Below are 22,485 nucleotides of genomic sequence, written 5' to 3'. Positions count from 1 at the left end.
ACCCACTCCGTTTTCAAAAGAGCCACTTTTATGAAATAGGAAAGGTTTAACGTAGGACAGTGCCTAGACCATTTAAATATTTTTCAACGGAACGTCGATGCAAGAATCAAATGAAACGCCACTGTTCAGGGTGGTGGCTAATCACGAAGACCAGTATTCCGTCTGGCTAGCAGATCTACCCGTTCCTGCCGGCTGGCGCGATGCAGGAAAAATCGGCGATAGGGAAGCCTGTTTGCGCCATATCAATGAAGTCTGGACCGACATGCGTCCCGCAAGCTTGCGCGTGCTCGATCTCCAAACGTAGCTTCTCTTTCCCATTCCTCTGCCGAGATTTTCGTGTCAAATTCAAAACACTTGCCTAGTCGAGCATTGCCAGAGCAAGGCACAGATTGGAACGCGCTGCGCGAGCAAATGCTCACGATGCGCATCGATGATATCGACTGGCGTGCAGGACGGACACCGTTGCACATCTATTTTGCCGGGGACGAAGTACTGAAGGTCGCGCGTGAGGCTTATGGCATGTTCATGAGCGAAAACGCATTAGCGCCGGCGGCTTTCCCCAGCCTCAGGCAGATGGAGCAAGACGTCCTTGGAATCGCGATCGATCTGCTGGGAGGCGGTGTCCACGCCGCCGGCAGTTTTACTTCCGGCGGCACCGAAAGCATCATCCTCGCGGTGCGCTCGGCGGCGAAATGGTTCGCCGATGTCGGCCGGCTTTCGTCACGCTCTCACCTGCTCATACCTGAGAGCGCCCATCCTGCTTTTGATAAAGCCTCGGAACTGCTTGGGCTGTCGGTTCGGCGCTATCCTATCGACGCATCGTGCCGTGGATGCGCGACGCGGCTTTCGGAACAACTCGACGCGGATACGATGATGACGGTCGCTTCGGTGCCATGTTTGCCGTTTGGCACTGTCGATCCGGTCGCGGAGATTGCCGAAATCACCCGTAGGCACGATATCTGGCTTCACGTCGACGCCTGTATCGGGGGATTTCTGGCCCCGTTCGCGAAGATGCTCGGGAGCGATCTCGCCGACTGGGATCTCCGCGTTCCCGGCGTTAGGTCATTGTCAGCGGATCTTCATAAGTACGGGTACACCGCTAAAGGCGCTTCGGTGGTCCTCTATGCGAACGTCGACGATCGAAACCGGCAATTCTTCGATTTCGATGAATGGCCCAAAGGTCGATACTTGACCGAGACCCTCACCGGCACGCGTTCCGGCGGAGCGGTGGCCGCTGCCTGGGCGGTGATGCATCACCTAGGGACAAACGGGTATAAGACCCTCGCGCGGCGCGTCATCGACACGCGCGCACGATTGCAGCGCGAAATCGCGTTGATACCCGGATTCCATCTGCTAGGCGTTCAGCCGCTCGGATTGCTTGCCTTTACTTCCAGCCACGTCGATATATTCGCCGTCGCAGATCAGATGGAAGACAAGGGCTGGTACATCAGCCGCGTCGGTCGCCCACCCGCGCTTCAGATGACAGTGACGCCCGCGCATGAAGGCATTGTCGACGCCTATGTACGCGATCTGCGCGAAAGCGTCCAGTTCGTGACAGACAGGGGGATCGCCTCCCGAAATCGTTCAGTCGTGACCTACTAGGCCATAGCAACGATCCTGCTGGTCCGTAGCCCGTGCTCGCGAGTGAAGCGCTTCCCGCATGCCGCGTCAGTCTACTCACCTCACATCTGTTATTCGCTGAGGCGCCGTCGCTTGCGGACGGCCGCCCGCAAAGTCACAACGAGAAACTAGCCATGAATTCCGATATTCGCTTAAGCCGAAATGCCACCGATGGGGGCCAGGCGTCACATGGGGCGTTTCAGTTCGTACACGAGTCATTCGTCGCATGCGCGCACCGCATCCCGCACTCGGTCGCTGTCACGCACGGCGCGTCGAATCTGAGCTACGCTGAACTCGATCGCCGCTCGAACCAGCTGGCGCACCATTTAATGGCGCTCGGTGTAGGCCCGGATACGATCGTCGGACTCAGTCTTGATCGCTCGATCGACCTGGTGGTTAGCTTGCTTGGCATTTTCAAAGCCGGCGGTGCCTATCTGTCGCTCGATCCGAACTATCCCCGCGAAAGATTGAAGCTAATCATCGACGACGCGCGGCCTAAGCTCGTCCTGACACGTCACGCGATCGCTGAACGCTTGCCGCTTTCATCGACCGCGGTCGTCGCACTCGACCGTGACGCGGCGGCGATCGACGCGCAGACGGAAGATGCGCCCGGCGTCACCGTGCAAGCCGATCACCTGGCCTATGTGTTGTACACCTCCGGTTCCACTGGACGGCCGAAGGGGGTGCTCGGTACACATCGCAGCGTGGCGGCGCGCATGCCCGCCTATCCACGGGAGTTGGAGGGATCGCGCCCGCCTGTGTACGCGCAGAAGACGACGCCGAACTTCATCGACTTTCTTTGGGAAGTCTTCATGCCGCTTACCCGCGGCGAGCGCCTTGCCATTGTTGCGGAAGAGGCCATCCGAGACCCGCGCGAGTTGATTCGCTCGATGCGCGCCGATCGCGTCACCCACATCGTGCTCGTACCGTCGTTGTTGCGTGCATTGATCGAAACCGAGAACGACCTTCGCACTGCGCTGCCCGACCTCACACACTGGGCCTCGAGCGGCGAGCGCCTGCCGGCGGAACTCGCTGACGCGTTTCGCCGTGCCGCGCCGCACGCGCGACTGGTCAACATCTACGGAACCTCCGAGTTCTGGGATGCAACGGCGCACGAGGTGACGGACACGGGCGACGGGGCGCCGGACTACGGCGTGCCGATTGGCAGGACGATCGGCGACATGAAGGTTCACGTGCTCGACGAAAGCATGCGTGAGGCGCCGGATGGCGTGGCCGGCGAACTGTACGTCGCCGGTCCCGGTGTCGCACGCGGATACCTGGGCCATCCGGGGCTCACTGCCGAGCGCTTCATACCCAGCCCATTTGTCGCCGGGGAGCGGCTTTACCGGACCGGCGATCGAGGGAGGCGACTCGCATCCGGCACGTTCGAGTTCGTGGGCCGTGTGGACAATCAGGTCAAGTTGCGAGGCTTTCGTGTCGAACTGGGCGAGATCGAGAACGCGCTGACAGCGCAACCGGACATCAAGCATGCGGTGGTGGTGACGCGCGATTCAGGCAATGGCGACGTGCGTCTTGGAGCCTATATCGTCCTCCACGTCGATGCGACCGGTGCGATGGTCGAATTCAATGAGCAGGCGCTAAAGGCCGCCCTCCACGAGCGACTGCCATCCCATATGGTCCCTGACGCATGGATGGTCCTGCCCGCGCTGCCGTTGACGCCGAACGGAAAATACGACCGACAGGCGCTACCCGCGTGGGACAGCGACCCGGTGACGGTCGTCGATGCAGGGGCAAGCGAAATTGAAACCGAAATTGCACGCGTCTTTGCCAAGGTATTGGGGCGCGGGCGTATCGGCATTCGCGACAACTTCTTCGAAATCGGGGGGCACTCGTTGCTGGCGATGCGGCTCGTCAGCCAACTGCGCAACACGTTCAAGATCGACTTGCCAATCGCACGGCTGTTCGAGACGCCGACGATAGCCGGGGTCGCGCGCTACATGGCCGATGCCGCTCCGATATCCTCTAGCTCATCGCTCACCGCGATGGGCCGCCCGGCACATCCTCCGTTGTCGTTTGCGCAGCAGCGGCTATGGTTTTTAGATCGTTTGGAAGGACCCGGCGCCACGTACAACCTGCCCGTTGCCTTGCGGCTTCACGGGCAACTCGATACCGAGGCGCTGAAGGCGGCACTTGGCGATCTGCTCGCGCGGCACGATTCGCTGCGCACGGCTTTTTCCGAACACGACGACAAACCCTATCAGCATGTGCTCACCATCGACGATCCGCGTGCGCGCGTGCCACTCGACCAATTGGACGCGTCCGAGTCAACGCTTGCCGTGATCGCACGGCAAAGTGCGGCCTATCCGTTCGACCTCGCTCGCGAAATACCCATACGGGCGACGCTCATCCGAGTCGCACCGGCGCACCACGTACTGCTGGTACTGACGCATCACATCGCGTCGGACGGCTGGTCGCTCAATCCGCTGATCCGCGATCTCGGCCATGCCTACTCGGCGCGAGCAGCGGGCCGCGCCCCCAATTTTACTCCGCTGCCGGTGCAGTACATCGATTACACGCTGTGGCAACGGGCGATCCTTGGCGACGAACGCAACGTCGACAGCGCAATGCACCGGCAAAGCCGCTACTGGCAACATGCCCTCGACGGCCTACCCCCATGTATCGATCTGCCAACCGACAGGCCGCGTCCGCCGATCGCATCGTTCACCGGCGCTCATTTTCACTTCCACATCCCGGGCGAGGTGCACGTCAGGCTCAAGGCGCTCGCACGCTCGTGCGACGCCACCCTCTTCATGGTGCTGCATGCGGCGCTCGCGCTCGTGTTGAGCAAGCTCGGCGCCGGGGATGACATCGCGATAGGTAGCCCGATCGCGGGGCGGACGGACAGCGCGGTCGACGATCTCGTCGGGTTCTTCGTCAACATGATCGTGCTGCGCTCCGATGTCTCCGGCAACCCGACTGTTGCGGAGCTCATCGGCCGCGTGCGCGAACGCTGCCTTGCCGCCTACGCGCACCAGGACCTGCCGTTCGAGCGCCTCGTCGAAATCATGAATCCGGCGCGCACGCAAAGCCACCATCCGCTGGTTCAGGTCACGCTCGCTCTGCAGAACAATGCGGCAGCCGACATGACACTGGCGGGCCTCACAGGCTCCGAATATGCCGTGGCGACGGATACCGCGAAGTTTGATTTAACCGTCGAATTGACTGAGGACGCGGCCGGCATCGCGGGAGTGCTTGAGTATGCGACCGATCTCTTCGACCGCGAAAGTATCGAACGCATCGCAACGCAGTTTGCGCGCGTCCTCGCCGCCATGACTTCGACGCCGCAGGAGCGCATCAATGCCATCGATTGGCTTGCGCCCGATGAACGTGAGCGCATATTGGTCGATTGGAACAACACGGCTCACGATGTGCCAAATGTGACGCTCGTGGAGTTATTCGAGCAGCAAGCAGCACGCGATCCGAAGGCGCGGGCGGTCGTTTTCGAGGGTGAGAGCCTCAGCTTTGGCGAGCTCAACGAACGCGCAAACAGGCTCGCTCATCACTTGCGCGCGCTTGGCATCGGGCGCGAGGATCGTGTCGGCCTTTGCTTGCCACGCTCCCCCGAGTCGATCGTCGCGATGATCGGCATCTTGAAAGCGGGCGCAGCCTACCTGCCGCTCGATCCCGACTACCCTGCCGGCCGGCTGCAAGGCATGCTGGACAAGGCCTGTCCGAAGGCAGTCGTGACGAACACGGTCATCGCCGTGCGCCCGATATTCTCCGCAAGCGAGCATCTGCTCAAAATCGACACCGCGGAGATGGCAACGGCGCTTGCGCAAGCATCGACGGCCAATCCTCCCCTTGCCGCCGTTCCCGAAAAGCTACGCAACCGCCATCCCGCTTACGTGATCTTTACGTCTGGCTCGACCGGCGCGCCTAAGGGCGTGATCGTCACGCATCGCGAATTGGTCAACCACATGCTATGGATGCAGGCGACCTATCCGCTTACGGCCGAGGATCGTGTGCTGGGACGCACATCGATAAGCTTCGATGCCGCCGGCTGGGAAATCTGGCTGCCGCTCATTTCAGGCGCGCAACTTCAGTTGGCTTCTTCCGGCACAGTCCGCGAACTCGATCGGCTGGCCCACTTCCTGGTCGACGCTGAAATAACGGTGGCCCAATTCGTTCCGTCGATGCTCGAAACGCTGCTCGACGAGGGGCTGCTAACGGACTGGCGTCCGCAGATGATGTTCGTCGGCGGCGAGGCGCTTTCCGCTCATCTAGCCGCCCGCGCCGAAGCAGTCTGCGGTGTGCCAGTGGTCAATCTGTACGGTCCCACGGAAGCGACGATTCAGGCAATGTCGCATCCGTTGCGCGATATCGACCGCAGACGGCGGCGTGTGCCGATCGGCAGGCCGATCTGGAACACGCGCGTCTATGTGCTCGACGATGCGATGGCTCCGGTTCCGGTAGGGACGGTTGGTGAAGTCTACATCGCCGGAGCAGGACTCGCGCGCGGTTATTTGAACCGGCCGGACCTCACGGCAGATCGGTTCGTGCCATGTCCATTCGATGTCCCGGGCAGCCGCATGTATCGCACGGGCGACCTCGCCCGCTGGCATGCCGACGGGGTACTCGACTTCGAGGGCAGAGCCGATGAGCAGATCAAGGTACGCGGCTTCCGTATCGAGCCGGGCGAAATCGAAGCGACGCTCGCACAGCAATCGGGCGTCGGCCGCGCGGTCGTCCTCGCGCATGACGATGGCAGCGCGAGTCATCAACTCGTTGCGTATGTCACGTCGACAAAGAGTGAAGAGAGCCGCGATCCCGACCAAGAAATCAAACAGGTCGAGCAATGGCAGGAGTTTTACGAATCCATCTATGCGGAGTCTGACCACGCTGACTTCGGAGAAAACTTCGACGGCTGGACTAGCAGCTACAGCGGTGAAGCCATTTTGCTCTCGGAGATGCGGCAGTGGCGGCAAGCAACGGTGGATCGCATCCTAGAACTGAAGCCCGCGCGCATCCTCGAGATCGGCGTCGGCAGCGGACTCCTGCTCTCTCAGTTGGCATCGAAATGCGAAGCGTACTGGGCAACCGATTTTTCGAGCCAGACCATTGCGACGGTGAAAAGACATTTGCAGAGGCAGCCGAACTGGGCCGCCCGCGTAAAATTGCATGTACAGCCCGCACACGTTTGGGACGACCTGCCGGAATCCTACTTCGATACGATCGTCATCAACTCGGTGATTCAATACTTTCCGAGCGCCGCTTACCTGGTCAACGTCATCGAGCAGGCCGTCGAGCGGCTGGCGCCGGGCGGCTCTCTGTTTATCGGCGATGTGCGAAATCTGCATCTACATCGCGCTTTTGCAACCGCTACGCAACTCGCGAGGTTCGGCTCACGCGGAGCCGCGGCCGGTCTTCGCCGGCAGATCGAACGGGCAATAGAAGCCGAGAAAGAGTTGCTGCTCGCTCCAGAATTCTTTTCGCTGCTGCCGTCGCGCCTGAATTCGATCGGCGCGGTCGACATTCAGGTCAAGCGGGGTGGATATTCGAACGAGCTCAGCCGCTACCGCTATGACGTCGTGCTGCGTAAGGGTCCGTCGCTCACGGTCGATCTGCGCGATGCTCCATCAGTCCAATGGGGTGCACAGATTGCCGGAAGCGACGCGCTGCGCGAGCGGCTGGCGCGCGACACACCGGCCGTGATCCGGGTGACGGGCGTACCGCACGAGGACCTGGCTCGCGAGATCGACGCAATGCACGCGCTCGACGCGGGCGAGCAGACCCTCGACGATTTTGTGTGGCCGCTTTCGCAGGCCGCACGGTCGGGGCACGAAATCGGCGTCGATGCGTTTCACGCGCTCGCCGGCGAGCTCGGCTACCGATGCGCATGTACATGGAGCGCCAGCAACGACGGCACGCTGGATATTGTGCTCTGGAGTGCCGCGAGTGACGGCGAAGCTTTTCCGATCAATGCTTTTCGCGCAAAAACGGATGTGGTCTGGTCGTCTCTCAGCAACACGCCGCTTCGCGTCGACCCAGCCGTTCTGCGCCATACGCTTGCTCAAACGCTCCCGGAATACATGGTGCCGAGCGCGATCATCGTGCTGGACCGTTTTCCGATCATGCCGAACGGCAAGATTGATCGCCGCGCATTGCCTCGTCCTACAGTTGCCTCCGGACAAGGGCGCGGACCGCAAACGCCGCGTGAGCAAACCCTGCTCACGCTGTTTTGTGAGGTCCTCGGCCTTCAGGAGGTCTTCGTCGACGACAACTTCTTTGATCTGGGCGGCCATTCCCTGCTCGCGACGCGGCTCGTGAACCGCATTCGCACGAGTTTGGGCATAACGCTTACGGTGGGTTCACTATTTGACGCACCGACGGTCAGCTTGCTGGCTCGACAAATCGCCGAAGCCGGCGACAGCGACCCATCAGGCGGGCTTCCTGTGATTGCGGCCGTGTCGCGCGACGCTCCACTGCCGCTTTCGTTTGCACAGGAGCGTCTTTGGCTCGTCGCTCAAGTCGATCGCGCTGGAGAGGCTTATCACCTTCCTCTCGGATTGCGGCTCGAGGGCACACTGGAACGGAGTGCGCTTTTGCAAGCGCTCGGGCGGATCGTTGCCCGTCACGAGGTGTTGCGCACCGCATTCGTGAAAGCGGGCAATGACGGGGTCGCCCAGCAGATCGCGCCGGTCGACGAAAGCGGATTCCCACTGATCGAGATCGATCTGCGACGTCACGTCGACGCTCAGGAGGCGTTGCAGCGCCACTGCGAGCAGGAAGCGACACAGCCGTTCGATCTCGAACGCGGATGCGCCGTCAGGGGCCGGCTGTTGCGGCAAACGGACGATTCCCATGTACTTCTCGTCACGATGCATCACATTGCGTCGGATGGCTTATCCATGCATTTGTTTGCCGAGGAGTTGGCAACGCTTTACAGTGCGTTCGCCCGCGGGGAGCCGGATACGCTGCCAGCACTGCCGTTCCAATACGCCGACTACTCAATATGGCAACGACAGTGGCTGCGTGATGAACTGACGGATCGGCAAAGAAACTACTGGCGCCAAACGCTTGCGGGTGCTCCGGCGCTCATCAACCTTCCCACAGACAGGCCGCGCCCGTTGCGGCAGGATCACGTCGGCGATTTCATTTCGTTCGAACTCGACGCTGAATTGACCGCGCGGCTGCGGGCGTTAGGACGGCGCCATGGGATGACACTCTACATGACGGTCCTGGCCGGATGGGCGCTCTTGCTGTCGCGCCTCGCCGGGCAGCAGGACATCGTGATCGGTACCACCTCCGCGAATCGCGGGCGCCCAGAGCTGGATTCGATGATCGGCTTATTCGTCGATACGCTCGTGCTGCGGATGGATCTTTCGGGTTCGCCGCTCGTCGGTGAATGGCTCGAGCGAGTGCGTGCCAAGATTCTCGAGGCGCAGCGGCACCATGACATCCCGTTCCAGCATGTTGTCGAAATCGCGCAACCTGTGCGCAGCCTTGCTCACAGTCCTCTATTTCAGGTCATGTACACATGGCAGAACGCGCTGCCCGAGGCACCCGCGATGCACGGTCTCGAGGTCGGGCCGTTCGAGCCGACTTACTCAAGGATGGCGAAGTTCGACCTGACGATTGCCCTGAAAGAGCTTGATGAGCGCGTTGTTGGCGAATTCGAGTATGCGACGGCGCTGTTCGATCGGCAGACCATTGAACGTTACGCGGGATATCTGCGGCGTTTGCTTGCGGCAATGGTGGAAGACGGCGCACAGGACTTGCCGGTGACGGGCCTCGCATTGCTCGGCGAAGCGGAGCGCAATAAGTTGCTTTACCGGTGGAATGTCACGGAAGCCTCCTACCCACGGGACCTTTGCACGCATCAACTATTCGAGCAGCAAGCCGAACGCTCGCCTCACGCCATCGCCATCATCGCGGGCGGACACCGTGTAACGTATCGGGAGTTGGACAGCCAGGCGAATCAGCTTGCCCATCACCTCCGCGAGCTGGGTGTCGGGCCGGACACGCCCGTTGCATTGCTGGCGGAACGCACCCTCGAGACGGTTGTCGGTCTGATCGCCATACTGAAAGCGGGCGGCGCGTACGTTCCCGTAGAACCCTCGCATCCGACGGAACGTCAGCAGTGGGTCATCGAGGACAGCGGTGCGCGCATCATGGTCGTGACGGGCCACGTTCCGCCCGGCTTGCACGTGAAGAGCGTCGTGAGCATCGCGGGCGAGCGTGAACAGCTCGCTCGCCAACCGTCACATTCGCCCGCAAGCGGTGTCGCGGCCACGCATCTCGCCTACATCATCTATACCTCGGGCTCGACTGGCCTTCCGAAGGGCGTCATGGTCGAGCATCGCAATCTAATGAACTATCTGGCGGGCGCCGGAGGCTTTCTCCCGTCCCCCGATCTCGACGCCACGGTGCACGCGCCGGTGAGCTTCGACCTCACCAACACGAGCTTCTTCCCGCCGCTGATGTCGGGCCGGTCTGTTACCTTGCTCGCGTCGCCCGAGCGCGAAATGGAGCGGCTTGCCGAAGAACTCGAGGCGCATCCTGAGCGGCTCGTCAAGCTCACCCCGAGCCACCTGAAAGCATTGCTGAACGTCAGTAAAGGTAACCCGCAAGGCGAACTTGTCACCGTCGTCGGCGGCGAGCCGCTGACGCTCGATCTCGTGCGTGCCTGGCGACGGCTATATCCGCGAGCAACGATCATCAACCACTACGGTCCTACCGAAACAACAGTGGGCGTGTGCACCTACCGAGTCCCCGTCGAGGACGTAAGCGGGCGTGAGGTGGTACCGATCGGCAGGCCGATTGGAAACACGCGCGCCTACGTGCTCGATGTGCACCGCGAACCCGTGCCGACAGGCGTGGTAGGCGAACTCTACATCGGCGGCGACAGCGTGGCCCGCGGCTATCGTAACCGCGCTGACCTCACGGCGGAGCGCTTCCTCGCCGACCCGTTCAGGGATGCTCCGAACGCGCGCATGTACCGCACAGGTGATCTCGTGCGCTATCTGTCGGACGGAAACATCGAGTTCGCCGGGCGCAGTGACGACCAGGTCAAGATCCGGGGTTATCGCGTCGAACTCGGCGAGGTCGAGGCACGGCTTTCCTCGTTGCAGGGCGTCAGGCAAGCGGCAGTGATCGCCTACGAGCGGGAGCCGGGAGATCGACACCTGGCGGCATACGTTGTGCCCGACGCAGGCATGGTGCTCGATGCGCGGACGCTACGTGCGGGGCTACTCGCCATTCTTCCCGAATATATGGTGCCGGCTGCGTACGTGGTGTTGCAAGCGTTGCCGACAACACCGAATGGAAAGCTCAACCGTGCGGCACTGCCAGCGCCTGAACGGCATGCGGCGTACGCAGTGAGCGCCTATGAAGCCCCGCAAGGTGAGTGGGAGGAAGCCGTTGCGGCAATCTGGGCGCAAGTGCTTAGGCGCGAGCGCGTGGGGCGCCACGATGATTTCTTTGCGCTCGGTGGTCATTCGCTCCTGGCAATTCAAGTCCTTGCGCGCGTTCGTGAAATGCTCAAGCGTCGTGTCACGATTGCGACGATGTTTGCGCATCCGGTGTTGTCGCGCTTTGCCGCGGAGTTGGCCGTCGCCGCGCAGGAAGCCCTTCCGCCCATTGGCCGTGCAGACCGCGCCGGACCGATACCACTTTCGTTCGCACAGCAACGCCTCTGGTTCCTTTCGCATCTTGAAGGCGGTAGCGAGGCGTACAACGTTGCATCGGCGCTTAGCCTGACCGGCACGCTGGATCGGGCAGCCCTCCACGATGCGTTGACCGCCGTCGTCGAGCGGCACGAAGTCCTGCGTACCGTATTCGACGAAGTCAACGGTCGGCCGTTCCAGCGTGTGCTCCCGACCGACGAAATCGGCTTTCATATTTCGGAAACCGATTTGCGCATGCGTGCCGACATTTTCGCCGAGGTCCGCAAACATGCAGCCGACGAGGCCCGGGCGCCATTCGATTTCAAACGGGGACCGCTGATCCGTGCACAGCTGTTACGCGAGGCTGACGATCGGTACACACTGCTCATCACAATGCATCACATGGTTTCCGACGGTTGGTCCACGGGAATCTTTGCGCGCGATCTCAGTCGTTTTTACGAAGCCCGCGTGCAGGGTAACTTGCCTAACTTGCCAGCGTTGCCGGTTCAATACGCCGACTACGCGGTGTGGCAAAGACAGGCTCTCGACGCCAGCATGCTTCGGGAGAATCGCGAATACTGGCAGCGCACGCTGCGCGGCTCCCCCGTGTTGCTAGAGTTGCCGCTCGACCGGCCGCGGCCGGCGCGTCAAGACTACGAGGGCGATGCAGTACCGCTGGAATTCGGCCAACCCTTGACCGACAGGCTGAAGGCGTTGAGTCTGAGCAATGGTGTCACGTTGCACACCACCGTACTCTCGGCATGGGCGACCGTCCTCGGACGTCTATCGGGTCAAAGCGAGGTCGTCGTTGGCGCTCCCGTGAGCAATCGGTCTCGAACCGAAGTCGAAAACCTGATCGGCTTTTTCGTCAACACCGTGGCATTGCGTATCGACCTCAGCGGCGAGCCTACATCGACAGAGCTGTTGCAGCGCGTGAAGACCCAAACCGTTGCAGCGCAGGAGCATCAGGACTTTCCGTTTGAACAGGTGGTGGAGGCGCTGGAGCCGGAGCGCAGTCTCGCGCACAGCCCGATTTTTCAGGTGATGTTCGCGTGGCAAAACACACCACAGCACGCACTCGTCCTGCCTGAGCTGGAGATAATGCCGGGAGCGCCGTTCGACGGGAGAATGGCGACCTTCGATCTGACCCTGGCCCTCGAGGAGACCGAGGGGAGCATCGCAGGAGAGCTCGTATACGCGACTTCGTTGTTCGATCGGGAAACCGTTGAGCGGTACGGCAGCTATCTGCATCGGCTGTTAGATGCAATGGTTGCAGAGAACGCGCAATCGGTGCCTATCGCGAGCCTGCCGATGCTCGCGCAGAGCGAGCGGAACCGGCTGATTCATGAATGGACCGCGACTTCGCATCCGTATCCGTCGCATCTGTGTATACACGAACAGTTCGAACTGCAGGTCGAGCGAACACCCGATGCGGTCGCGCTGGTGCACGCCGACGAAATTCTCACCTATCGCGAATTGAACAAGCGGGCCAACCGTCTCGCCCACTACCTGCGGCAACGCGGAATCAGGCCCGACGACCGTGTGGCGATATGCATCCCGCGCGGCTTCGACATGATCGTCGCATTATTGGCGACACTCAAGGCGGGCGCGGCGTACGTACCACTCGATCCTGCTTACCCGCCCGATCGTCTGACGTTCATGTTCAACGATAGCTCACCGTCAGCACTGCTCACGCAGCATGCGCTGCGCGACATGCTCACCGGGCTCGCGCAATCGATACCCGTGCTCGAACTCGACGGCGCCACACACGCTTGGGAGCATGAAAGCGAAGAAAACCTCGGGCGTAGCGATGGCTTGGGTCCTCGCAGCCTGGCGTATGTTATCTACACGTCGGGATCAACCGGACAGCCGAAAGGCGTCGCAATCGAACACCAGGGGCTTGCGAATCTGACCGTCGTGCATGCGCAGCAGCTTTTTGTCGGCCCGGAAAGTCGCGTGCTGCAGTTTGCGTCGTTCAGCTTCGATGGATGCATATTCGAAGTCGTGATGGCGCTCTGTCAGGGCGCGTCGCTCTATTTGCATTCGCACCGCGAAATTCTGGCCGGTGATGCACTCACTCAATTCGTCGCCCGACATCGCATATCGCATGCCATATTGCCGCCGTCAGTCGTCGCGGGGCTCGACTCAACGTCCGCGCTCGATTCCATCAAAACGATGATCCTGAGCGGTGATCGCCTGCCGCTCGAGATCGCCCGCCGCTGGTCCGATGGACGCAGGCTGATCAACGGCTATGGTCCGACGGAGGCGACCGTATGCGCGACGCTGCACGACTTCGACGCGGCCGGTTCCGGTTCACCGCGAATCGGTAAGCCGATTGTCAATAAGTGGATCTACATCCTGGATCGCTATGGCGAGCCCGCGCCGATCGGGGCGACTGGCGAGATATATATCGGCGGCAACGGCATCGCGCGCGAATATCTGAACCGTCCCGATCTAACGGCCATGCGATTCGTCCCGGATCCATTCGCATCGACGCCAGACGCGCGGATGTACCGCACGGGCGATCTCGGCCGCTGGACCGGCGACGGCGAGATCGAGTTCATGGGACGGAACGACGATCAGGTCAAGATCCGGGGCTTGCGCATCGAACCGGGCGAAATCGAGACGCAGTTGGCGGGCTTTTCAGGCCTTCGCGAAGTAGCCGTCATCGCCCGCGAGGACCGGCCTGGGGACAGACGGCTTGTGGCCTACTACACGAGCGAGCCGTCCTCCGTCGTGCACGCCGCCGATCTCGCCGGTTGGCTGCGACCGTCGTTGCCGGAACACATGATCCCCGCGGCATACGTGAGATTGGATGAACTGCCTCTCACACCGAACGGCAAGCTCGATCGGCACGCGCTACCTGTGCCGGACACCGGCGCTTTCGCACGCGATGACTACGAGCCGCCAGAAGGAGAGCTCGAAGTGCTGCTAGCCTCCCTTTGGGCTGAAATGATCGGAATCGAGCGCGTCGGGCGTAGAGACGATTTCTTTTCACTGGGCGGCCATTCGCTGCTCGCCGTTCAGTTGGTTGACCGGGCAACTCGACTGGCGTTCAACTTCACGATAACGGATCTGTTTGAAGCCCCGACTATCGAGCGTCTTTCGGCGTTGATCGCCTCGAGAGGCGGCGCGTCACACGTGCAGTCCAATCAGGCGGTCGAGCTTCGCGCGCCGACGCCGCATGCCACCGAGCCCCTGTTTCTGGTTCCCGACGGCACAGGATCATTGCTCTACGCACACGTACTTGCGCCATTCATCGATTCACGGATACCGCTATACGGGCTTCCCTCCTTAAGCCTCCCTGAGGGCCACGATATCGTCGAGCGCTGGGCGCAAGCGATGCTACCGCTTATTCGGAAGATTCAGCCTGAAGGACCCTATAGAATCGCCGGATGGTCTTTTGGGGGAATGGTGGCGTATGAGATAGGACTGCAGCTCCTCGCGCAGGGCGAGACGGTCTCTTTTATCGGCCTGCTTGATTCGAGCGCGACAATCGACGTCGCACTGCCTGACGGCAACACCGTGACGTCCCGGCCGCGCGACGGTTCCTACGATAGCAGGCCGGTAGCCGTGACTTATCGAGCGAGCACGGCCCCATTGCCAGTTTGTCTTTTCGTGGCGAAAGAAAGGCTTAACGCTCGACAGTTAGTTTCGGAATGGACCAGCGTCGTCTCCGCTAACCGACTTTCGGTCGTCTACGTTGACGGGACTCATCACTCGATGATTCAGCCACCAAATGTATGCGCCTTGGGGCACGCACTCGGTGAATTGATCGCGCGCCATCCCGATCGCATCAGCTGACGCCTGAAACTTGGGGCCAAAGTGCCTATGCTGCAGCGTTCCTGAGGAACGCTGCAGCGAAATCGGTCTTTCCTACATGAAATCCATCGGCGGCGTTGTCACGTTAAAGTGTTGGCGACGCAATTGCGCAGGGGACGCACATTTGCTCAGAAAGCGGACGGATCTTGGGTGAGCTCAGTGAAGCGATGCCATGCCGCAAAGCGTTCACCGAGTTGTTTGCGGTAAAGAGAGGCGCGCAGTAGGTGTCGCTTGAGCGCGAAGTGCTGCCTGATCGGGCCGAAGCTCGACAGGAACACCTGCGTACGTTCCGGATCGCGGAAGCCACGCATGCGGCGCTCCCGTTCACGCGTAGGCTGATGACCGTTTTCGGCTCGGTTGTTCAACCGGGCGCTGGCTTTGACGAAGACGTGCTTGACGTTTGCCAGCTCGGGAATTTCGGCTTTCGCCGCCGGATAACTGCGCAACTGGTCGGTGACGATCTTGCGTGGCACTTCGGGACAAGAGGCAAGCACGCGCTTGAAAAACCGCTTAGCTGCGGCCTTGTCGCGACGCTTCTGCAGCAGGATATCGAGTTCGGCACCGTGCTGATCAACTGCCCGCCACAGCAGATAAGGCTCGCCGCGCAAGGCCACAAACACTTCGTCCAGATGCCACGTGGTGCCGGGCTTGCGGCGAGCAGTCTTCACGCGATGGGCAAAGCCCCCGCCAAATTTGTCGCACCAGCGCCGAATCGTTTCGTAACTGACAACAACCCCGCGCTCGAACAGTAATTCCTCGATGTCGCGCAGGCTTAACCGATCGCGGAAATACCAGCGCACGGCGCAGCTGATGACCACCGCCGGAAAGCGGTGACCGTGATAGAGCGATCGTGTATTCTTCATCGCGCAATCTTACGGGACCGCCCCAGCGAGGTGACAACACCGTTTTAAGGCTATCGGGAGGGCTCGGCGCCGACCGAGCTTACTGATTGACCGCGTCCTTGAACGCCTTGCCGGCGGTAAACTTGACGGTCGTCGCGGCGGCGATGTCAATCGTTTCACCGGTCTGCGGATTGCGTCCGGACCGCGCCGCGCGGGCTCCGGTCGCGAACGTGCCGAAGCCGATCAACTGCACACTGTCACCGGCTGCGACGGTTTTCGAAACGACACCCAGCATTGCATCAATTGTCTCGGCGGCTGCGCTCTTGCTGACGCCTGCTTCCGATGCAACGGCATCGATGAGTTCCTGCTTGTTCATGGTAACTTCCTTACGAAGGTTAAGGCTGGGTCGGATGGACTCGGAGCGCGCTACATTACCGGACGGGCCGCGCGTACGCAAACGGAGACGCTTGTGAGCGGCGCGCGAAGTCAATTCGGACCCAATCAAGCGTCGCCGAACGGATTCCTTTTTTGGCGGATGGTGCCTGCGTCTTTGTAGCCAGATGGTTCTGCTACGAGTAGGTAGCTTTGTTCAAGCCACGTGCATACCTTGAGGTCTTCTGCGGCACCAGGTGACCGCGGTTCAATCCAGCACGAATGCCGAAGAGCAGACCTCATGAGAAAACGATAAAGTAGATTTATGATGTCTCAAACGTCGTATAAGCGCTCAATTTGTGACATGCCGCAGAAGATTCAGCACCACTCAATCGGCTTTCCTCCTGCTCACCGACTCGAGCCTCCGACCAGTTCACGAGCCCCCTGCGAAAAGGCGAAACCGGTCTGTCGGTTTAGGATGCGGTCCGACGTCGTGGCGTTCGCGGCGTGATGTAGATAGTCGCGTCGAACAGAACGCGCCAGGAGTATCCATGTCGCCACTCCGTGGCGCGCTATTCACGGAATTCAACGTAAATCCATTTGTAAAAACTAATGATGACCTTGGCACAACAATAATCGGCCACCCGTGGGTTAAACTCTGTTTTTCGGAGGAACATCTGGTCGATTTCATTTCCACATCGCTTGGCGAGAATTATTTGGTGAATTTTTCGAAAGGGGATCGCCAAAAAATAGCGAAAGTGTTTATCCAAAAAAACTACCCGAAGCAAATTATCAGTGACTCGCTGTTATATTTCAGAGGCAGCGATTTTGATTTCTTTTCGACCCTCCTAGTTGATCTGATGGATCTGAATGAACCAAAAAAGCTTCCATCTGAAGCCAGCTTGGTCGATATCACACGCGATTACAGTCGTATGTTGGTTGCGTACAGGCAGCGGATCGTCTTGGAAGATCTGGACGCTTATCGGGCTGACCCATATGAATATGATTTTGGCAGCACCGAGCAATTTAACATTTTAAAACAGCAGCATAAGCGAATTTACGTGCAGATGCTGCATGAGATGTGGCTGTCGGCCACAGTTAAATTTGCAAAGAAAGTGAATTATCCAAAACTTGAAAAGAGAGCTGCACATTTGCTCGAGGGACTGCCCAAGGAGCGCGTACCTCTTCCAAAGCAGATTCCAGCTCACATCCGGAGCTGGATGCAAAATCCGGCATATAAAGACGTTGGCGTTCGCGATTTCACGAAGCTGGTATGACCCGTGTGTAGGGGAGGCCCGATCAACGAACGAGATTACCCTGTTGCACCGTCGGACGATCCTTTCAAAGTTTCTTTTTCTCGTTGGTGAAATGCTCACAGCAACGGAACGCGGCTCGCATGCCGGACCCGGAGCCATCACCATCTGCTTTACCGGTATCAGGTTGAGTAGGGCAGCGGTACATGCGGCTTAAAGGTGACCCTAATTTAGGAGGAAAAATGAAAGATGGCCTTCTGGATCGCGAGGTACCTTTCCTGGCGACCTCAAGCGTCTGCGCATGCAGCAAGGGATGGGTGAGCAGGAGCTGGCTGACAAGGTTGGCTGCACCGCTCAATGCATTCGCGATTACGAGTCCGGCGCACGCAGTCCCCAGCAGATGACCCTGCACACGCTCAATGACGTGCTGAACGGACGCAATAGTTGGGGCTTCCACATTGTTGACTCCCCGAAAGGCGCTGAATCGGTGTTTTTGGCGTGAAGAGTGTGCCGGACGATCTGCTCGCTACTGAGGTTGCAGCGCCGTCTCCTCTCCAGGCCGGGCGGCGAATAATCGGCAATGCTCGCACCCGAGAATGCGTATCCCGGTGCAGTGGCATGGATTAGCTCGATGCCACCAGCGTGCATCGGGAGCATCATGCGCAATCTCGGGCTCCTTCAAGAGATGCGAGCGAAATCGACGTCGTCTCTGCGCGGCAGCAAGCGACGCGCATCGCACCGGCAGAATACGAGCGCGAGGCGCCGAGCCCTTGCGCGCGCACGCGGAACTGTCCCGGACCGCCGAGCTGCCATACGGCCAATTGCGCAAGGCGTCAAATCGCACGCCCGGAGCTTGCTCTCGATCGCCAGGTTGAACATCGCCCACTCACGAGCGTTGGACGATATCTGCAGCCTCGTTCTAATCGCCCAAATTTCTCGGAGCTTCAACGGAGGCTTCTGGCCGGTCAACCTCCCCTTGTTCCACGGCACCCGGCGAGAGCCGGAAGAATTAAGCGTTTCCATGACAACCTCCTCTTCAACGAAGGGAGATCGATTCTGTGCTTGGTGGAGTGGTCAATCTTCGACCCGTTCCTGCCCCTCAGTTAGCTTCTGCGAATGTCACCACCGCGCCAAAGCGGCCGTACAGCCCACGCCGCCAGGTCGGATGCAACTGGAGGCAGCCGATTCGTGTTCGCTCACCCATTGGACGACGTCGCGACCGAGTTGAGGGAGACAGCCACCGAAAAAAACGAATGATGTGGGTAAATCCGTCGAGAAAAGCTCGCGCGGTCCTGCGGACACCGGCACGAGAAAGAAGTAAAACGGCAAGGAAATAAGCCGGCTACGCAAAAATGTTCCGTATTATCCGGGCACCGCTTTGCGAGTCAGGCGGCCTCTTCATGGTGGCTGCCTGCGGGCTTCATACAAGGTACCAATCGCGCGGTTCATGGCCTTCATATCGTCCGCACTATGCTCCGTGGCTTCGAGATTGTCGCCTTTCGCTTCACCCACAGCACACCCAAGCGGCCTCATCACCCGGTTCAATCGCTGCCCCAAGACCAAAGACTTCCGCAAAGGTTGCCTCATCCCCTTGATTGAGTTTTTCTCCCCACAAGCGGAGATCATTTCGTTTGATACTGTCCGCATCCAAGCCGTATATTTTTGGTCAACGCAGGCATGCCGCCGCCGCTCGCATCTACGAGGGCAGCATTACCGTCATCCCATCATTAACGCCAAGACCAGAAAATGACGAATGAGACACCCGTTGCGATCATCACCGGCGCGGCCAGCGGTATCGGCCACGCCACCGCCCGACTGCTCGCGAGCCGAGGCTACCGTGTCGCGATCGCCGATCTGCGAGAACCGGCTGGAGCGGATGCAGCGGAAGCGATCCGCGCGAGCGGCTTCGAAGCGATACCGGTCATGGTCGATGTCGCCAACGAAGCAAGCGTAAATGCAATGGTCGATGCAGTCGTCGAGCGCTGGGGAAGGCTCGACGTGCTCGTCAACAGCGCCGGGCTCGAAAGCGCGAAGCCGTTTCTCGACATCACGCCGGAAGAATTCCGCCGTGTCGTCGAAGTGAACACGACCGGCACGTGGTTGTGCTGTCAGGAAGCGATCCGCCAGATGCTCACGCAGAAAAACGGTTCGATCGTCAATCTGAGCTCGATCGCGGGCCAGAAAGGCGGCGGCATGCTCGGCACCGCCGCTTATGCGACATCGAAGGGCGCGATCCTCGCCATGACCAAGTCGCTCGCGCGCGAATTCGCGAAATCGGGCATTCGCGTCAACGCGGTGGCACCCGCCTTCACGTTGACCGACTTCGTGCGCCGCCAGCTCGCGACCAAACCCGAAGGCTTCGTCGATTCGATCTACGCGGTCACGCCGATGGGCCGCGGCGCGCAGCCCGAAGAAATCGCCGCAGTCGTCGCGTTTCTCGCATCGCCGGAAGCGTCGTTCGTTACCGGTGGCGTGTATAACGCGGATGGCGGCAGCGCGATGTAGCCGGCCTCATGCGCTTTTCCCCTCGGTGCGCAGCAACTCGTTCTTCAGCCATTCGACCAGCGCGACCGTTTGCGGCCGCGTCTCCAGATGCGGCGCGACCCACAGCACGAGCTTGCGCGGCCCCGACACGAACCCGAATGGCGCGACGAGCGCGCCTGAATCGAGTTCGTCGCGCACCAGTATGCGCGGCACGGCCGCCACGCCGAGCCCGCATTTCGCGGCCTGAATGAGCAGATAAAAATGTTCGAAGGACTCCGCGATGCCCGGCCGGCGCGCCGGCGTATGCAGGCTCGCCTCGAACCAGTTGTCCCACGCAGCGGGCCGCGTCGCGGTAGTCAGAAGACGCGCGCGTTCCAGATCGTCGGCCGTGGTGATGCGCGTGGTGCGCATGTAATCGGGCGAGCACACGACGCCGATCCATTCGTCGACGACCGGCTTCGGCTCCACATCCTTCGGCGGCCTGATGCTGCTCAGGCGAATGGCAACGCTGATGCTGTCGCGCGCGAAATCGATCTCGCCGTAACCGGTGTGAAAACCGACTTCGAGCTGCGGCTCTTTGCGATGCAGCTTCGAGAGCCGCGGCAGCAGCCAGTACATCATGATCGACGCCGAGCACGAAAGTGTCAGCGGGCCCGGCTGCACCTGATCCACGCTCGTCTGAATCAGTTTGAACGCGCGTGACAACCCTTCGGCCAGGCGTGTGCCTTCGGGCGTAGGCTCGGTTGCATGCGCGTTTCGCACCAGCAGCAGCACACCCAGGTTGTCTTCAAGCGAACGGATATGACGGCTGATCGCGCCATGCGTGACGGACAGCTCCTGGGCCGCTTCACCGAAACTGCGCAAGCGCGCAGTGGCTTCAAACGCGCGCAATGCGTTGAGTGATGGACGGGGCATGCGCAGAATACCTCACAAGGCAGAACGCTCGCGCCGCGAGTGGCGTACGCCAGCGTGAAGGAGTGCGGATTGGAAATGCGAAAGCGCCCGAACGCAACGCTATTGTGAGTTTTTCGCATCGCGTGCGGAAATCATATCGTTTGATGCTTCCAAGCGTCAATCATATAGTCCCTGAAACCGTTCGCCCGGCGACGTCCGTGTGCACACGCCGAAACGGCGATGTGCGGCGCGCTCCGCCCTTCTCGCTCCAGCCGCAACGTGAACCCATAACATGTCCAAAAACCCTCACTCGCGCGCAGAATTCAAGGCGCGCTACTTCGTCGAAAGTTCGGTGCCGATCGCCAAGGCAGCGGAAGTGATTGCGGGCGAGCAGTCGAGCGGCACCTTTCTCGCGTTGCCCGGCGAAACCGATGCGTTGAAAGAGCGCGCCCGCGCGCGCGTGGCCCGCGTCGAATCGCTGCCACCCGTGCTGGAGCCGTCGCTCAAGAGCGCGTTCGTCGAACGCAAGGACCCGGCGCAGCTCTACTATCGCGGCGAAATCGACATCGCGTTTCCGGTCGACAACGTCGGCGCAAATCTGCCGCAGTTGCTCTCGACCATCGCAGGCAATCTGTTCGAGCTCGGCGAAGTGACGGGTCTTCGGATGCTCGACATCGACATGCCCGACGCATACGCAAAGCGCTTTCCCGGCTCCGCGTTCGGCATCGAAGGCACGCGCCGCTTGAGCGGCGTGCAGGGCCGCCCGTTGATCGGCACCATCGTCAAGCCGAGCATCGGGCTGCTTCCGGACCAGACCGCGCAGATCGTCGACGACCTTTGTTGCGCCGACATCGACTTCATCAAGGATGACGAACTCCTGGCCGACCCGGCGTATGCGAGTTTCGATGCGCGGCTCGCGGCGGTGATGCCGGTGTTGCATCGGCACGCCGATCGCATGGGCCGCATGCCCATGTACGCGATCAACATCTCCGGCACCATCGAGGAGATGCTGCGTCGTCACGATCAGGTACTCGCCGCCGGCGGAACCTGCGTGATGGTGTGTGTGAACTGGGTCGGCTTCGCGGGCGTCGAGCATCTGCGCCGGCATGCGCAACTGCCGATTCATGGCCATCGCAATGGCTGGGGTGCGTTCACGCGTCACCCGCAGCTCGGATTTTCGTTTGCCGCATACCAGAAGCTCTGGCGGCTCGCGGGCGTCGATCATCTGCATGTGAACGGCGTACGCAGCAAGTTCTGGGAACCGGACGCGTCCGTCATCGACTCCGCGCGCGCGTGCCTGCTGCCGTTCGCCGGCGTACAGCCCGTGATGCCGGTATTTTCGTCGGGACAATGGGCGTCGCAGGCGCCGGACCTCTTCAACGCGCTGCGTTCGGTCGATCTGATGCACCTTGCGGGCGGCGGCATCATCGGTCATCCGCAAGGCATCGCGGCGGGCGTCGCGAGCATGCGTGAAGGCTGGCAAGCTGCGGCCGAAGGCGTCGACCTGAATACCTATGCGCAATCGCACTCGGCGTTGAACGCGGCCCTCTCCCACTTCAAGGCGATCTGAAA

At 60.7% G+C, this 22,485-nt stretch carries 10 protein-coding genes and 1 pseudogene; 7 read left to right on the top strand and 4 right to left on the bottom strand.

Going from position 1 to position 22,485, the window contains the following annotated elements; all coding sequences use genetic code 11:
- Positions 1–97: 97 nt before the first annotated feature.
- The 3 genes from BG61_RS40495 to BG61_RS30460 all read left to right on the top strand — a co-directional run bounded on the left by BG61_RS40495 (position 98) and on the right by BG61_RS30460 (position 15,050).
- Entirely contained in the window at positions 98–304 is a 207-nt protein-coding gene (locus BG61_RS40495) for an MbtH family protein (protein ID WP_075584254.1), read from the top strand.
- Between the two features lie 32 nt (positions 305–336).
- On the top strand, positions 337–1,602 hold the full coding sequence (locus BG61_RS30465; protein WP_129572282.1) for a pyridoxal phosphate-dependent decarboxylase family protein: 1,266 nt from the start codon (positions 337–339) through the stop codon (positions 1,600–1,602).
- A gap of 152 nt (positions 1,603–1,754) precedes the next feature.
- On the top strand, positions 1,755–15,050 hold the full coding sequence (locus BG61_RS30460; protein ID WP_051672890.1) for a non-ribosomal peptide synthetase: 13,296 nt from the start codon (positions 1,755–1,757) through the stop codon (positions 15,048–15,050).
- Between the two features lie 146 nt (positions 15,051–15,196).
- On the opposite strand, the gene BG61_RS30455 is transcribed toward BG61_RS30460, so the two are convergent.
- Both BG61_RS30455 and BG61_RS30450 read right to left on the bottom strand, forming a co-directional pair.
- Positions 15,197–15,931: an IS6 family transposase gene (locus BG61_RS30455; protein WP_035938301.1), complete on the bottom strand. Its 735-nt coding sequence runs from the start codon at positions 15,929–15,931 to the stop codon at positions 15,197–15,199.
- A 79-nt stretch (positions 15,932–16,010) separates the two neighbouring features.
- On the bottom strand, positions 16,011–16,322 hold the full coding sequence (locus BG61_RS30450; protein ID WP_267908620.1) for an HU family DNA-binding protein: 312 nt from the start codon (positions 16,320–16,322) through the stop codon (positions 16,011–16,013).
- 511 nt (positions 16,323–16,833) lie between these two features.
- On the opposite strand from BG61_RS30450, the gene BG61_RS30445 reads away from it, so the two are divergent.
- Both BG61_RS30445 and BG61_RS30440 read left to right on the top strand, forming a co-directional pair.
- The gene (locus BG61_RS30445; RefSeq protein WP_051672889.1) at positions 16,834–17,559 is read left to right on the top strand and encodes a hypothetical protein; all 726 of its coding nucleotides are present in this window, start codon (positions 16,834–16,836) and stop codon (positions 17,557–17,559) included.
- Between the two features lie 271 nt (positions 17,560–17,830).
- Positions 17,831–18,037 carry a helix-turn-helix domain-containing protein gene (locus tag BG61_RS30440; RefSeq protein WP_267908619.1) on the top strand — a complete coding sequence of 69 codons (207 nt, stop codon included), beginning with the start codon at positions 17,831–17,833 and terminating at the stop codon, positions 18,035–18,037.
- Positions 18,038–18,366: 329 nt separating this feature from the next.
- Here BG61_RS30440 and BG61_RS44225 read toward each other — a convergent pair.
- A pseudogene (locus BG61_RS44225) lies at positions 18,367–18,558 on the bottom strand (integrase); the annotation flags it as partial.
- Between the two features lie 723 nt (positions 18,559–19,281).
- On the opposite strand from BG61_RS44225, the gene BG61_RS30430 reads away from it, so the two are divergent.
- Positions 19,282–20,040 carry an SDR family NAD(P)-dependent oxidoreductase gene (locus BG61_RS30430; protein ID WP_035938309.1) on the top strand — a complete coding sequence of 253 codons (759 nt, stop codon included), beginning with the start codon at positions 19,282–19,284 and terminating at the stop codon, positions 20,038–20,040.
- Positions 20,041–20,046: 6 nt separating this feature from the next.
- Here the strand turns inward: BG61_RS30430 and BG61_RS30425 are convergent, their stop codons facing one another.
- Positions 20,047–20,934 carry a LysR substrate-binding domain-containing protein gene (locus BG61_RS30425; protein ID WP_035938312.1) on the bottom strand — a complete coding sequence of 296 codons (888 nt, stop codon included), beginning with the start codon at positions 20,932–20,934 and terminating at the stop codon, positions 20,047–20,049.
- 271 nt (positions 20,935–21,205) lie between these two features.
- On the opposite strand from BG61_RS30425, the gene BG61_RS30420 reads away from it, so the two are divergent.
- Entirely contained in the window at positions 21,206–22,483 is a 1,278-nt protein-coding gene (locus BG61_RS30420; RefSeq protein WP_035938314.1) for a ribulose-bisphosphate carboxylase large subunit family protein, read from the top strand.
- Positions 22,484–22,485: the final 2 nt, after the last annotated feature.

This window comes from Caballeronia glathei, assembly GCF_000698595.1.
Lineage (GTDB): Bacteria > Pseudomonadota > Gammaproteobacteria > Burkholderiales > Burkholderiaceae > Caballeronia > Caballeronia glathei.
Note: the sequence above shows the minus strand (reverse complement) of the source record. Positions and strands in the feature narration are given on the sequence as shown.

Coding starts and splice junctions, on each gene's coding strand:
- BG61_RS30455 (WP_035938301.1), bottom strand. CDS start 15,931: ATGAAGAATACACGATCGCTCTATCACGGTCACCGCTTTCCGGCGGTG.
- BG61_RS30445 (WP_051672889.1), top strand. CDS start 16,834: ATGTCGCCACTCCGTGGCGCGCTATTCACGGAATTCAACGTAAATCCA.
- BG61_RS30420 (WP_035938314.1), top strand. CDS start 21,206: ATGTCCAAAAACCCTCACTCGCGCGCAGAATTCAAGGCGCGCTACTTC.
- BG61_RS30425 (WP_035938312.1), bottom strand. CDS start 20,934: ATGCCCCGTCCATCACTCAACGCATTGCGCGCGTTTGAAGCCACTGCG.
- BG61_RS40495 (WP_075584254.1), top strand. CDS start 98: ATGCAAGAATCAAATGAAACGCCACTGTTCAGGGTGGTGGCTAATCAC.
- BG61_RS30460 (WP_051672890.1), top strand. CDS start 1,755: ATGAATTCCGATATTCGCTTAAGCCGAAATGCCACCGATGGGGGCCAG.
- BG61_RS30430 (WP_035938309.1), top strand. CDS start 19,282: ATGACGAATGAGACACCCGTTGCGATCATCACCGGCGCGGCCAGCGGT.